Genomic DNA, 14118 nt, shown 5'->3' with positions numbered 1-14118 from the left:
TCCCTCTCCCGAAAACGGGGGTTGACGAAGCGGTCCTCACGGTCCAGTATGTTTCGTATACGATTTCGTACCTGATGAGGAGAACGCTTTGGAGCAGGTCAACGACGACACCCTGGCAGCAGCACGCAAGGTGATCGCGGTGCACATCAACTACCCCAGCCGCGCAGCCCAGCGCGGCCGCACTCCGGCGCAGCCCTCGTACTTCCTGAAGCCGTCGTCCTCGCTGTCCCTGACCGGAACCGCCGTCGAACGCCCGTCCGGCTGCGAGCTCCTCGGCTACGAGGGCGAGATCGCCATCATCATCGGCAAGGCAGCCCGCCGCGTCGGCGTCGAAGACGCCTGGAGCCACGTCGCCGCGGTCACGGCCAGCAACGACCTCGGCGTGTACGACCTCCGCTATGCGGACAAGGGCTCCAACCTCCGGTCCAAGGGCGGCGACGGCTTCACCCCGGTGGGCCCGGCACTGATCCCGGCAGACGCCGTCGACCCCGCCAAACTGCGCATCCGCACCTGGCACAACGCCGAACTCGTTCAGGACGACACAACCGAGGACCTGCTCTTCCCGTTCGCCCGGCTCGTGGCGGACCTGTCCCAGCTCCTCACCCTCGAGGAGGGGGACATCATTCTCACGGGCACGCCCGCCGGCGCCTCCGTCGCGGTACCCGGCGACGTGCTGGAGGTCGAAGTGGGCACCACTGACGGTGCGCTGAGCACCGGCCGCCTCACCACCACAGTCACGGAAGGTACGACGGCGTTCGCGGACTTTGGTGCCCAACCCAAGGCCGATGACCTGCAGCGCGAAGAGGCGTACGGCTCGCGGGAGGCGGCAGGTCTGCCCGCCGTCGGCTCTGCTCTGAGCCCGGAGGTCAAGGCCAAGCTGGAAAGCGTCTGCACCGCTACGCTGTCCTCCCAGCTGCGGAAGCGCGGCCTTAACAACGTCAGCATCGACGGGCTGACCGCCACCCGCCCGGACCGCAAGGTGGTGGGCCTGGCCCGGACCCTGCGCTACGTGCCCAACCGCGAAGACCTCTTCAAGACGCACGGCGGCGGTTTTAATGCCCAGAAGCGCGCCATCGATTCAGTGAACGAGGGCGAGATCCTGGTCATGGAGGCCCGCGGGGAGAAGGGCACCGGGACCATCGGTGACATCCTCGCCCTGCGCGCCCAGGTCCGCGGCGCTGCCGCCATCATCACCGACGGCGGGGTCCGCGACTTCTCCGCCGTGGCCGCCATGGAGCTGCCCACCTACTACTCCAACCCGCACCCCGCTGTGCTGGGCCGCCGCCACATCCCGTGGGACATGGACATCACCATTGCCTGCGGCGGCACCACAGTGCAGCCCGGGGACATCATCGTGGCGGACTCGGACGGCATCCTGGTGATTCCGCCGGCCATTGCCGAGGAAGTCGCCGACGACTCGATCGCCCAGGAACGCGAAGAGGTCTTCATCGCCGAAATGGTAGAGCAGGGCCACAGCGTGGACGGGCTCTATCCGCTCAACGCTGCATGGCGTGCCAAGTACGAAGAATGGGAAGCAGGCAAAGCCAATGACTGAAACGGCCACCGCCACCGCTGCCGAGGGCATCTCTGAGGTCACTGCCGGCAGCAAGTCCGAGCAGGCCTACCAGGCCATCAAGGCGCGGATCGTGGAAGGCACCTACACACCCGGTTACCGGCTGGTCCTGGCTGCCATCGCCAAGGACCTCGGCTTTAGCGTGGTCCCGGTCCGGGAAGCGATCCGCCGGCTCGAAGCCGAAGGCCTGGTGAAGTTCGAACGCAACGTAGGGGCCACCGTGGCGGGCATCGACCCCACCGAGTACCTCTACACGATGCAGACCCTGAGCATTGTGGAGGGTGCGGCCACCGCCCTGTCCGCGCCGCTGGTGGGCGAAGCGGACATTGCCCGGGCGCGCGCCGTGAACGCCGAGATGCGCGAGTGCCTGCAGCACTTCGACCCCGTCCGCTTCACGCAGCTCAACCAGGACTTCCACAGCGTCCTGTTCGAACACTGCCCCAACCCGCACATCCTGGACCTGGTCCACCGCGGCTGGAACCGGCTGGCATCACTGCGGTCCTCAACGTTCCGATTTGTTCCGGGCCGAGCCCACCTGTCCGTGGACGAACACGAGGCCCTGCTCCGGCTCATTGAAACCGGTGCCGACGCCGACACCATCGAAAAAGCAGCGCGGCTCCACCGCAGCGCCACCCTGGACGCGTACCTCTCCCAAACCAACGCGGGGTCACTTAGCGCCCAATAACGTGCTCGCATTGGGCCGTAACTGACCCCGCGTTGCTCTAGACAGTAAGGAAAAACAACAATGACGTTCACTGCTCCGGAAACCACCACGCACTACGTTCCCGAGAACCTGCCCACCCACATCCAGCACTTCATCAACGGCAAGTTCGTTGATTCCGTGGGCGGCAAGACCTTCGACGTCCTGGACCCGGTCTCCAACCAGAACTACGCCACCGCCGCGGCAGGCCAGAAGGAAGACATCGACCTCGCCGTCGCCGCAGCCCGCGAGGCGTTCACCAGCGGCCCGTGGCCCAAGATGAAGCCCCGTGAACGCGCCAAGGTCCTGAACCGGATCGCCGACGCCGTCGAAGCCCAGGAAAGCCGCCTCGCCGAGCTGGAAACCTTCGACACGGGTCTGCCCATCACCCAGGCCAAGGGCCAGGCGCTGCGTGCGGCGGAGAACTTCCGCTTCTTCGCGGACCTGATCGTGGCCCAGTTCGACGACGCCATGAAGGTCCCCGGTTCACAGATCAACTACGTGAACCGGAAGCCGATCGGCGTCGCCGGACTCATCACTCCTTGGAACACCCCGTTCATGCTGGAGTCCTGGAAGCTCGCCCCGGCCCTGGCCACCGGCAACACCGTGGTCCTCAAGCCGGCCGAATTCACCCCGCTGTCCGCCTCGCTCTGGGCCACCATCTTCAAGGAAGCCGGCCTGCCGGACGGCGTCTTCAACCTGGTCAACGGCCTCGGCGAGGAAGCCGGGGACGCCCTGGTCAAGCACCCGGACGTCCCGCTGATCTCCTTCACCGGCGAGACCACCACCGGCCAGACGATCTTCCGCAACGCCGCCGCCAACCTCAAGGGCCTCTCCATGGAGCTCGGCGGCAAGTCCCCCTGCGTCGTGTTCGCCGACGCCGACCTGGACGCCGCGATCGACTCCGCCCTGTTCGGTGTCTTCTCGCTCAACGGCGAGCGCTGCACCGCCGGCTCCCGCATCCTCGTGGAACGCGCCATCTACGACGAGTTCTGCGAGAAGTACGCCGCCCGCGCCAAGAACATCGTGGTCGGCGACCCCCACGACCCCAAGACCCAGGTGGGTGCCCTGGTGCACCCGGAGCATTACGAGAAGGTGGCCTCCTACGTGGAGATCGGCAAGTCCGAAGGGCGGCTGCTGGCAGGCGGCGGCCGGCCCGAAGGCCTGCCGGAGGGCAACTACATCGCCCCCACCGTCTTCGCCGACGTCTCCCCCGACGCCCGGATCTTCCAGGAGGAAATCTTCGGGCCCGTCGTCGCCATTACCCCGTTTGAGAACGACGACGAGGCCCTCGCCCTCGCGAACAACACCAAGTACGGCCTGGCGGCCTACATCTGGACCCAGAACCTGACCCGCGCCCACAACTTCTCACAGAACGTCGAAGCCGGCATGGTGTGGCTGAACAGCCACAACGTCCGCGACCTCCGCACGCCGTTCGGCGGCGTCAAGGCCTCCGGCCTGGGCCACGAGGGCGGCTACCGCTCCATCGACTTCTACACCGACCAGCAGGCCGTTCACATCACGCTCGGCTCCGTTCACACCCCCAAATTCGGCGCCTAAGCAGCAAAGCCAGCCGGCCGCCGTCGTACTTCTCCCGAACCCCCTTTCAAAGAAGAGAGAACATCATGACCAACTTCGTTCCCACCCCCACCGTCCCGGCACCGGACATCGTCCGCTGCGCCTACATGGAAATCGTGGTCACGGACCTCGCCAAGTCCCGCGAGTTCTACGTCGGCGTCCTCGGCCTGCACGTCACCGAGGAGGACGAGAACACCATCTACCTCCGTTCCCTGGAGGAGTTCATCCACCACAACCTGGTGCTCCGCCAGGGACCCATCGCCGCCGTCGCAGCCTTCGCCTACCGGGTGAAGTCCCCCGCTGAAGTGGACGCCGCCGAGGCCTACTACAAGGAACTCGGCTGCCGCACCGAGCGCCGCAAGGAAGGCTTCACCAAGGGCATCGGCGACTCCGTCCGCGTCGAGGACCCGCTGGGCTTCCCCTACGAGTTCTTCTACGAGACCGAGCACGTGGAGCGCCTCACCCAGCGCTACGATCTCTACTCCGCCGGTGAACTGGTGCGCCTGGACCATTTCAACCAGGTCACCCCGGACGTTCCCCGCGGCCGGGCCTACCTGGAGGACCTCGGCTTCCGCGTCTCGGAGGACATCAAGGACTCCGATGGCGTCACGTACGCCGCGTGGATGCACCGCAAGCAGACCGTCCACGACACCGCCCTCACCGGCGGCAACGGCCCGCGCATGCACCACGTCGCCTTCGCCACGCACGAGAAGCACAACATCATCCAGATCTGCGACAAGATGGGCGCCCTTCGCATCAGCGACCGGATCGAACGCGGCCCCGGCCGGCACGGCGTCTCCAACGCGTTCTACCTCTACATCCTGGACCCGGACGGCCACCGCATCGAGATCTACACCCAGGACTACTACACCGGCGACCCGGACAACCCCACCGTCACCTGGGACGTCCACGACAACCAGCGCCGCGACTGGTGGGGCAACCCCGTCGTCCCGTCCTGGTACACCGAGGCTTCCCTGGTCCTGGACCTGGACGGCAATCCGCAGCCCGTCATCGAACGCACCGACGCCTCCGAAATGGCCGTCACCGTGGGCGCCGACGGGTTCTCCTACACGCGCAAGGACGAAACCTCCGCCGCAGTGGAAGGCTTCAAGCTGGGAGCCCAGGTCTAACCGATGCTGGACGCGAAGACGATCGAGGCCATTGCGGACGAGCTGCTGGAAGCCGGCCGGACCCGCACCCCTGTGCCCCGCCTGACTGCCCGCTACCCGGACATGACGGTGGAGGATTCCTACGCGGTGCAGCAGCTGTGGCGGCGCCGCAACGAGGACGCCGGACGGACCCTGGTGGGGCGCAAGATCGGCCTCACGTCCAAGGCCATGCAGTCCGCCACCGGCATCACCGAACCGGACTATGGCGCCATCTTTGACGACATGGTGCTGGAAACCGGCTGTTCGGTGGAGTGGGACCGGTACACCCATCCGCGGGTGGAGGTGGAGTTGGCGTTCGTTCTGAAGGACGGGCTCAAGGGTCCCGGCTGCACCATCTTCGACGTCCTGAACGCCACCGACTACGTGGTTCCGGCCCTCGAAATCCTGGACTCCAGGATCGAGATGGAGGGCCGGACCATCGTGGACACCATCTCCGACAACGCCGCCATGGGCGCCATGGTGGTGGGCGGCCGCCCGGTGAAGCCGGACGCCGTCGACCTCCGCTGGGTTTCGGCGATCCTCTACAAGAACCAGACCGTGGAGGAAACCGGCGTGGCCGCCGGCGTCCTCGACCACCCGGCCAACGGCGTGCACTGGCTGGCCAACAAGATCGCCGCCCACGGGGACTCGATGAAGGCCGGCGACATCATCCTCGCCGGCTCCTTCACCCGCCCGCTCTGGGTCTACAAGGGCGACACCGTCCATGCCGACTACGGACCCCTGGGGACTGTCACATGCCGCTTCGAGTAGAAGACGCTGTGACGTTCCGCCACGCCCTCCACAATCAAAACGGTAAGGCGGGCAGGCCGCTCGCCGGAATGTGGGTCTGCTCCGGCAGCCCGCTCATCGCCGAGCTCTGCGCCGGATCCGGCCTGGACTGGCTGCTGGTGGACGCCGAACACAGCCCGAACGGGCTCGAATCCATCCTGGCCCAGCTCCAGGCGATCCACGGCTACCCGGTCCACACCCTGGTCCGGCCGCCGGTGAACGACACGGTGCTGATCAAGCAGTACCTGGACCTGGGCGTGCAGAACCTGCTGGTCCCGATGGTCAACTCGGTGGCCGAGGCGGAGGCCGCGGTGGCCGCTACCCGCTACCCGCCCCACGGGGTCCGCGGGGTCGGCTCCGCGCTGGCCCGCGCGGCCCGCTGGAACCGGGTCCCGGACTACCTCGCCCGGGCGTCGGAGACCGTCAGCGTCACCGTGCAGATCGAATCCACCGCGGCGGTTGAGGCGGTGGAGGACATCCTGAAGATCGACGGCGTGGACGCCATCTTCGTCGGCCCCTCCGACCTCGCCGCCTCCATGGGCCTGCTCGGCCAGCAGGAGCACCCCGAGGTGCGCGCCGCCGTCGAACACTGCCTCGCCGCCGCCAAGGCGGCCGGCAAGGCCGCCGGTGTCAACGCCTTCGCCCCTGCCACCGCCCGCGCCTACCTCGACGCCGGCGCCGCCTTCATCCTGGTGGGCGCCGACGTCGCCCTCCTGGCCCGCGGCTCCGAAGCACTCGCCGCCGAGTACATCCAGGCAGCCGACGCCGACACCCCCACCAGCTACTGACCCACCCAACTGACTCGCACTTGTTGTCGTTTTGACGCCCCAAAACGACAACAACTGCGAGTCAGTTGGGCCAGCTCTCACTGAGGAGACTTTCCATGACCGCTTCGCCCGTACTCTCCCCTGCCATCTCCCCCGAACGTGAGGCTCAGCTCCTCGCGTCCGTGCCCACCGGCCTTCTCATTGGCGGGCAGTGGCGGGACGCGTCCGACGGCGGCACGTTCGACGTCCACGACCCCGCCACCGGGGAGGTACTCGCCACCCTCGCCTCGGCCACCAGCGAAGACGCCCTCGCCGCACTCGACGCGGCCGACGCCGCCCAGGCCTCCTGGGCCCGCACCGCACCCCGGGTACGGGCCGAGATCCTGCGCCGCGCCTTCGACCTGGTCACCGAACGGGCCGAGGACTTCGCCCTCCTGATGACCCTGGAAATGGGCAAACCGCTGGCCGAAGCGCGCGGAGAAGTCACCTACGGCGCCGAGTTCCTCCGCTGGTTCTCCGAGGAAACCGTCCGCGACTACGGCCGCTACCTCACCACCCCCGAGGGCAAGAACAAGATCCTCGTCCAGCACAAACCCGTCGGCCCGTGCCTGCTCATCACCCCCTGGAACTTCCCCCTCGCCATGGCCACCCGCAAGGTCGCCCCCGCCATCGCCGCCGGCTGCACCATGGTCCTCAAACCCGCCAAACTCACCCCGCTCACCGCCCAATACTTCGCCCAGACCATGCTCGACGCCGGCCTGCCCGGCGGCGTCCTCAACGTCGTCGCCTCCTCCTCCGCCTCCGGGATCTCCGAGCCACTGCTCGCCGACCCGCGGCTGCGGAAGGTCTCCTTCACCGGGTCCACCCCGGTGGGCAAGCGCCTGATGGCCGACGCCGCCCAGAACGTCCTGCGCACCTCCATGGAACTAGGCGGGAACGCACCCTTCATCGTGTTCGAGGACGCCGACCTGGACAAGGCCGTCGAAGGGGCCATGGCAGCCAAAATGCGGAACATGGGCGAAGCCTGCACCGCCGCCAACCGGTTCCTCGTCCACGAATCAGTCGCGCCCGAGTTCACCGCCAAGTTCGCCGCCGCCATGGGCGCCCTGACCACCGGCCGCGGCACCGAACCCAACACGCAGGTTGGACCGCTCATCGATGCCGGCGCCCGCGACGACGTCCACGCCCTGGTGAGCGCCGCCGTCGACGCCGGAGCCACCGCCATCACCGGCGGCGACCCTGTGAGCGGACCCGGGTACTTCTACCAGCCCACCGTCCTCGCCAACGTCCCCAACGACGCCGAAATCCTCCGCCAGGAAATCTTCGGCCCCGTCGCCCCCGTCACCACCTTCAGCACCGAAGAAGACGCCATCCGCCTGGCCAACGCCAGCGAATACGGCCTCGCCTCCTACCTCTACAGCCGCGACTTCAACCGCCTCCTGCGCGTGGCCGAACAGATCGAATTCGGCATGGTCGGCTTCAACGCCGGCGTCATCTCCAACGCCGCGGCACCCTTCGGCGGCGTCAAACAATCCGGCCTCGGCCGCGAAGGCGGCTCCGAAGGCATCGCCGAATACACCACCACCCAATACATCGGCATCGCCGACCCCTACGCCAACTGACACAACGACGTGCCCACACAGCAAGGAAAAACATTGAGTACTGTCCAGCACGCGCAGCGCACCTCGGCAAGGGATAACCGCCGAGTAGCGTTTGCCACCATCATCGGTACCACCGTCGAGTGGTACGACTTCTTCATCTACGCCAACGCCGCGGGCCTGGTCTTCGCGAAACTGTTCTTCGAACCCGCCGGCGACGACATTGGCATCCTGATTTCCTTTGCCTCGGTGGGACTCAGCTTCCTGTTCCGTCCACTGGGTGCCTTCCTGGCCGGACACTTCGGGGACCGGCTGTGCCGCCGCGCCATGCTGGTCATCACGCTGATCATGATGGGGGCAGCCACCACGCTCATCGGCGTGCTGCCGACCTTCGAGACGGCCGGCATTGTGGCGCCCGTCCTGCTGCTGCTCCTGCGCATCCTGCAGGGCATTTCGGCCGGCGGCGAGTGGGGCGGCGCGGTCCTGATGGCGGTCGAGCATGCACCCCGCGGCAAGCGGGGCCTGTTCGGTGCCTTCCCCCAACTGGGCGTTCCCCTGGGCATGCTGCTGGCCTCCGGCGTCCTGGCCCTGATGTCCGGCGTGGTCTCCCCCGGCGCGGCCTTTGTGCAGTGGGGCTGGCGCATCCCGTTCCTGCTCAGCTTCGTCCTGATCGTCGTCGGCTTCATGGTCCGCCGCAGCGTGGAGGAAAGCCCGGTTTTCGAGGAGATCGCACAGAAGAAGCAGCAGACCCGCGTTCCGATCGTCGAACTCTTCAAGAAGCACTGGCTGCTGGTCATCATCGCGGCGCTGGTCTTCGCGGGCAACAACGCCGCGGGCCACATGACCACGGGCGGATACATCCTCAGCTATGCCGCCAATCCCGCCGGACTGGCCATGGACCGCACTGAGGTGCTCCTCGCAGTGACCGGCTCCGCTGCCCTGTGGTTCTTGTTCACGCTGATCTCCGGCTACCTGGCGGACAGCATCGGCCGCAAGAAGACGTACCTCATCGGCTATGCCTGCCTGATCCTCACGGTGTTCCCGCTGTTCTGGCTGGTGAACACCGGGAACATCTGGGCGCTGTTCCTTGGCCTTGCCCTGTTCACCGTCGGGCTCGGTTTGACCTACGGCCCGCAGGCAGCCCTCTACAGCGAACTGTTCCCCGCCTCCATCAGGTTCTCCGGCGTCGCGATCTCCTACGCTCTCGGCGCCATCATCGGCGGCGCCTTTGCTCCGATGATTGCCACTGCCCTGGTCCAGGCCACCGGAACAACGGCCTCGGTGTCTGTTTACCTGCTGATCGTGGCCCTCGTTTCAACGGCCGCGGTCCTGGTGATCCGGGAACGCAAAGGCATCGATCTGGGCATCAACAACCAGGCCGAGCAGGAGGTCGGCGCCACCATCTTCGACCGGCGCCGGGCGGATTCAGCCGACGCCGCCAAGGCGTCCGCCGGCGTCTAACCCTGCACCTGCAAGCAGAGAGTTTTTGTCCAGATATCGACCGCAAAAGGCCCAGCAACCCACGATATCTGGACAAGAACTCTCATCCCTGGGGGGGTACTGGGGGAGCAGTGACGTGCGCAGTTCGCCCCAAGTCAAGGGTCCTGCACCCAAAGACAAGCCAGCGGCCCTGCGGACGGACAACACTTAGGCATGCCCGCCTCGCCGACCGGCTGAGCGCACTGTCCTACTCGAAGTGGAGTACCTCTTGGAAACCTACGATGCCCTCCTCGCGTCCATCACCCCCGGCTCCGGCGAGACCCGGACCATTTTCGACCCTGCCACCGGCGGCGTCGTCGGCGAGGCGCCGGTCCACACCGTTGCGGACCTCGAAACCGCCGTCACCGCGGCCGTCGCCGCCCAGCCCGCGTGGGCTGCACTCGGCCACGACGCCCGCTCCGCCGCCCTGTTCAAGGCGGCCGACGCCGTCGAACGCTCCGCCGAGGAACTCGCCCAGCTGCTCTCCCGCGAGCAAGGCAAGCCCCTGAACGGGCCGAACGCCCGCTTCGAAGTCGGCGCCTGCGCCGCCTGGCTGCGGGCTGCTGCCGGCACCCCGCTGGACCCGGAAGTGATCGTCGACGACGGCGAAACCTACGCCGAGCTGCACTACCGGCCCATCGGCGTCGTGGGCGCCATCGGCCCCTGGAACTGGCCCATGATGATCACCATCTGGCAGATCGCCCCCGCCCTGTGGATGGGCAACGCCGCCGTGGTCAAACCCTCCGAGTACACACCGCTGGGTGTCCTGGCGCTGGTGAAGGTTATCAACGAGGAGCTGCCCGAAGGCTTGCTGTCAGTAGTTTCCGGTGGCCGCGAAGTCGGCGCCCGCCTGGCCGAACACCCCGCGGTCGGGAAGCTGATGTTCACCGGTTCCACCACTACAGGGAAGGCGATCATCAGGTCCTCCGCGGACACGGTCAAGCGGCTCACCCTGGAACTCGGCGGCAACGACGCCGGCATCGTGCTGCCGGACGCCGACCCCAAAACCATCGCCGAAGGCCTCTTCTGGGGCGCGTTCATCAACACCGGCCAGACCTGCGCCGCCCTGAAACGCCTCTACGTCCACGACGACATCTACGACGCCGTCTGCGAAGAACTCACCACCGTCGCCAACAACATGCCCATGGGGAACGGCCTGGACGAAAACAACGTCCTCGGCCCCCTGCAGAACAAAGCCCAGTACGACATCGTCGCCAACCTCGTCGACGCCGCGAAAGCATCCGGCGCCCGGGTCCTGCTCGGCGGCAACCCCGACCCCGGCCAGCCCGGCTACTTCTACCCCACCACCCTCATCGCCGACATCGACAACAACAACCCCCTCGTCGCCGAAGAACAGTTCGGCCCCGCCCTGCCCATCATCCGCTACAGCACCATCGACCAGGCCATCGAGTACGCCAACGCCCTCGACGTCGGCCTCGGCGCCTCCGTCTGGTCCCCCAACCTCACCGCCGCCCGCGAAGTCGCCGCCCGCATTGAAGCCGGCACCGTCTGGATCAACAAGCACGGCGCGGTGGACCCCCGCGTCCCCTTCGGCGGCGCCAAACAGTCCGGCTACGGCCTCGAATTCGGCGTCGAAGGCCTCAAACACCTCGGCGTCCCCCAAGTCATCAACGGCTAGTCATCAACGGCTAACCAGCACCACCGGAACCCACGGGCCGCCGTCGCCAACCGCGACGGCGGCCCTTCCCTTTGTGGTTCCGGTGGCGGAGCGCCCAGCGGCTTGTAACCGGTCCGTTGGTTCCCGGTCCGTACCAGCTCCCGCCATAGACTGAAGCCATGCCCCAGACCGGACTCTCCGCCAGCAGACGCTTCCTTCGCGGCCGGATCAGGACAGGGATGGTCCGGAGCCGGAATTCGCTGGTCCCCGCGATCCAGATGACCTTCGGTGCCGTCGGAGCCTACGCATTCGCCGAGTTCGTCCTGGGCCATGCCGGCCCGCTGTTCGCCGCCACATCCGCCCTGATTGCCCTCGGGTTCTCTCGCGACCTGCGCATGCGGAGGGTGATGGAGGTGGGCCTGGGCTGCACCATCGGCATTGCTGTTGGCGACATGCTGCTCCACTGGCTCGGGGCCGGGATCTGGCAGGCCGCCGTCGTGCTTTTGGTGTCCATCCTGCTGGCCCGCTTCCTGGACAGCGGCAACATCTTCACCACCCAGCTGGCACTGCAGTCGCTGCTGGTTGTGCTGCTGCCGGCGCCTGCCGGCGGGCCCTTCACCCGCAGCATCGACGCCGTGGTGGGCGGCGTGGTCGCGCTGCTGGTCACCGTCCTGGCGCCCAAAGATCCCCGCCGGGAACCGCGCAAGGACGTCCAGAAGCTGCTCCATGAACTGGCCGAAGTGCTGCGGGAATGCGCTGCAGCCCTGGTTGAGAGCGATTCCACCCGGGCCTGGCATGCCCTGGTTCGGGGCCGGAACAGCCAGCCGCTGGTGGATGCCATGCGGCACTCGCTCCGGGCATCCGGCGAAGTGGCCACGCTGGCGCCCGCCTACCGGCGCCACCGGGATGAACTGGACCGGCTGGAGCAGTCGCTCGAGTACATCGACCTTGCCCTGCGCAACAGCCGTGTTTTTGCACGCCGGCTCACCAGTTCCATCAACCACGCCGCGCTGTCCGACGAAGCCACGGAGAAAATCGCCGAGGTGTTGCTGGAGACAGGGGCGGCCGTGGATGAGCTCTCGCTCGGCCTAGCTGAGGTGCAGGAGGGTGCCCGCCATGCCCACCTGCGCAGCGCGCGGCAGGACCTGGGCGAGATCGCCGGGCGGTTGCATCCGAGAATGCTGAAGGTGCAGAAGCTCGAGGGCGAGACCGTGGTGATGCTGTTCCGGCCACTCATGGTGGACCTGCTGGAAGCCACCGGCATCGATTCCCGCGAGGCGCGCGACCTCCTGCCCCCGCTGTAAAAGTCCGCTGGTTGAGCTTGCCGAAACCCGCTGGCCAAATATTGTCAGACCCGACGGATACTGTGGAGCAATGGCTACAAAGACTTTCCGGGTTTCCAAGGCGCCGGGCTATAAGTGCGCGGAATGCGGCTGGACCACGGTCAAGTGGGTGGGCCGGTGCGGTGAGTGCCAGGCGTGGGGCACCGTCGAGGAAACCGGCGCCGCGGTGGCGCGTACGACGGCGGCCACTACAGTTCTGGAGCCCGCCCGCCCCATTGCCGATATTGACGCCACCACGGCCGCCTACCTGCCCACCGGCGTGGACGAACTGGACCGCGTGCTCGGCGGCGGCGTGGTTCCCGGCGCCGTCATCCTGCTCGCGGGCGAGCCCGGCGTCGGAAAGTCCACGCTGCTCCTGGACGTGGCTGCCAAGTTCGCCCGCACCGGGCAGAGCGTCCTGTATGTGACGGGCGAGGAGTCCGCGGCCCAGGTGAAGCTGAGGGCGGAGCGGATCAGCGCGATCGCGGACACCCTCTACCTCTCAGCGGAGACCGATCTTGGCCAGGCGCTCGGCCAGGTGGAGAAGGTGGAACCGAAGCTGCTGGTGGTGGACTCCGTGCAGACGCTCAGCAGCGCGGACGTGGAGGGCAGCTCCGGCGGTGTCTCCCAGGTCCGCGAGGTGGCTGCCTCCATCATTTCGGCGGCCAAACGCCGGAATATGACCACGCTGCTGGTGGGACATGTGACCAAAGATGGCTCCATCGCCGGGCCCCGCCTGCTGGAGCACCTGGTGGACGTCGTGTGCCAGTTCGAGGGCGAGCGCCACTCCCGCCTCCGCCTGCTCCGGGCGGTCAAGAACCGCTACGGGCCCACCGACGACGTGGGCTGCTTCGACCTCACCGAAGACGGCATCCTGGGCCTCGCCGATCCAAGCGGGCTGTTCGTCACCCGCACCAAGGACCCGGTATCCGGCACCTGCATCACCGTCACCATGGAGGGCCGCAGGCCGCTGCTTGCCGAGGTGCAGTCCCTGCTGGCCGAGACCCAGAACTCACAGCCGCGACGGGCAACCAGCGGCCTGGACAGTTCCCGGGTGGCCATGCTCCTGGCAGTACTGCAGCAGCGCGCCGGGTGTCAGCTGCAGAAGGACGACTCCTACGTGGCCACGGTGGGCGGCGTGAAGCTCAGCGAGCCGGCCACCGACTTGGCGGTGGCGCTGGCAGTGGCGTCCGCGAAGCACAAGAAACCCCTGCCCCAGCGCCTGATCGCGTTCGGCGAGGTGGGCCTGGCCGGCGAGGTGCGCCCGGTCCCGGGCATCAACCAGCGGATCCACGAGGCCCATCGGCTGGGATTCACGCACGCCGTGGTCCCCTCCAGCCCCACCGGTCCCGGCCCGGTCCCGGCGGGCTTCAACGTGAAGGAAGTGGGCCACCTGACCGAGGTGCTGGAACTGCTCATCACCAAGCCCTGAGCGCTAGCCAACCGGCGCATCTGTTCGCCGTTCAGCGCAATTCGGCGTTCAGGGCAATTCGCAGTTCAGCGCAATTCGCAGTTGCGCGCAAGCGGCCCGCGCCGTCCCTGGCAG

The 14118-nt window shown here is 67.3% G+C and carries 11 protein-coding genes; all 11 read left to right on the top strand.

Going from position 1 to position 14118, the window contains the following annotated elements; genetic code table 11:
- Positions 1–88 precede the first annotated feature (88 nt).
- The 11 genes from LFT45_RS02025 to radA all read left to right on the top strand — a co-directional run bounded on the left by LFT45_RS02025 (position 89) and on the right by radA (position 14004).
- Positions 89–1555 carry a fumarylacetoacetate hydrolase family protein gene (locus tag LFT45_RS02025; RefSeq protein ID WP_236806289.1) on the top strand — a complete coding sequence of 489 codons (1467 nt, stop codon included), beginning with the start codon at positions 89–91 and terminating at the stop codon, positions 1553–1555.
- On the top strand, positions 1548–2258 hold the full coding sequence (locus LFT45_RS02020; RefSeq protein WP_236806288.1) for a GntR family transcriptional regulator: 711 nt from the start codon (positions 1548–1550) through the stop codon (positions 2256–2258). The genes LFT45_RS02025 and LFT45_RS02020 overlap by 8 nt, the downstream gene beginning before the upstream one ends.
- Positions 2259–2318: 60 nt before the next feature.
- The gene (gene hpaE, locus LFT45_RS02015; RefSeq protein ID WP_236806287.1) at positions 2319–3833 is read left to right on the top strand and encodes a 5-carboxymethyl-2-hydroxymuconate semialdehyde dehydrogenase; all 1515 of its coding nucleotides are present in this window, start codon (positions 2319–2321) and stop codon (positions 3831–3833) included.
- Between the two features lie 65 nt (positions 3834–3898).
- Positions 3899–4981: a 3,4-dihydroxyphenylacetate 2,3-dioxygenase gene (hpaD, locus tag LFT45_RS02010; RefSeq protein WP_236806286.1), complete on the top strand. Its 1083-nt coding sequence runs from the start codon at positions 3899–3901 to the stop codon at positions 4979–4981.
- 3 nt (positions 4982–4984) lie between these two features.
- Entirely contained in the window at positions 4985–5770 is a 786-nt protein-coding gene (gene hpaH / locus LFT45_RS02005) for a 2-oxo-hept-4-ene-1,7-dioate hydratase (protein WP_236806285.1), read from the top strand.
- The gene (locus tag LFT45_RS02000) at positions 5755–6576 is read left to right on the top strand and encodes an HpcH/HpaI aldolase family protein (protein ID WP_236806284.1); all 822 of its coding nucleotides are present in this window, start codon (positions 5755–5757) and stop codon (positions 6574–6576) included. The genes hpaH and LFT45_RS02000 overlap by 16 nt, the downstream gene beginning before the upstream one ends.
- Before the next feature lie 95 nt (positions 6577–6671).
- On the top strand, positions 6672–8177 hold the full coding sequence (locus tag LFT45_RS01995; protein WP_236806283.1) for an NAD-dependent succinate-semialdehyde dehydrogenase: 1506 nt from the start codon (positions 6672–6674) through the stop codon (positions 8175–8177).
- 33 nt (positions 8178–8210) lie between these two features.
- On the top strand, positions 8211–9614 hold the full coding sequence (locus tag LFT45_RS01990; RefSeq protein WP_236806282.1) for an MFS transporter: 1404 nt from the start codon (positions 8211–8213) through the stop codon (positions 9612–9614).
- 247 nt (positions 9615–9861) lie between these two features.
- Positions 9862–11271: an aldehyde dehydrogenase family protein gene (locus tag LFT45_RS01985; RefSeq protein ID WP_236806281.1), complete on the top strand. Its 1410-nt coding sequence runs from the start codon at positions 9862–9864 to the stop codon at positions 11269–11271.
- Between the two features lie 158 nt (positions 11272–11429).
- Positions 11430–12554, top strand: coding sequence for an FUSC family protein (locus LFT45_RS01980; RefSeq protein WP_236806280.1), 1125 nt, complete (start codon positions 11430–11432; stop codon positions 12552–12554).
- Between the two features lie 70 nt (positions 12555–12624).
- Positions 12625–14004, top strand: a complete 1380-nt coding sequence (gene radA / locus LFT45_RS01975) for a DNA repair protein RadA (RefSeq protein WP_236806279.1) — start codon at positions 12625–12627, stop codon at positions 14002–14004.
- The last annotated feature ends 114 nt before the right edge of the window (positions 14005–14118 follow it).

It is taken from the genome of Arthrobacter sp. FW305-BF8 (assembly GCF_021789315.1).
GTDB lineage: Bacteria > Actinomycetota > Actinomycetes > Actinomycetales > Micrococcaceae > Arthrobacter.
The sequence above is the reverse complement of the archived record's forward strand: the minus strand, read 5'-3'. Positions and strand labels throughout refer to the sequence as shown.

Excerpts from the sequence above, each read along its gene's own strand:
- LFT45_RS02020 (WP_236806288.1), top strand. The coding sequence starts at position 1,548 with ATGACTGAAACGGCCACCGCCACCGCTGCCGAGGGCATCTCTGAGGTC.
- hpaE (WP_236806287.1), top strand. The coding sequence starts at position 2,319 with ATGACGTTCACTGCTCCGGAAACCACCACGCACTACGTTCCCGAGAAC.
- hpaD (WP_236806286.1), top strand. The coding sequence starts at position 3,899 with ATGACCAACTTCGTTCCCACCCCCACCGTCCCGGCACCGGACATCGTC.
- hpaH (WP_236806285.1), top strand. The coding sequence starts at position 4,985 with ATGCTGGACGCGAAGACGATCGAGGCCATTGCGGACGAGCTGCTGGAA.
- LFT45_RS02000 (WP_236806284.1), top strand. The coding sequence starts at position 5,755 with ATGCCGCTTCGAGTAGAAGACGCTGTGACGTTCCGCCACGCCCTCCAC.
- LFT45_RS01995 (WP_236806283.1), top strand. The coding sequence starts at position 6,672 with ATGACCGCTTCGCCCGTACTCTCCCCTGCCATCTCCCCCGAACGTGAG.
- LFT45_RS01980 (WP_236806280.1), top strand. The coding sequence starts at position 11,430 with ATGCCCCAGACCGGACTCTCCGCCAGCAGACGCTTCCTTCGCGGCCGG.
- radA (WP_236806279.1), top strand. The coding sequence starts at position 12,625 with ATGGCTACAAAGACTTTCCGGGTTTCCAAGGCGCCGGGCTATAAGTGC.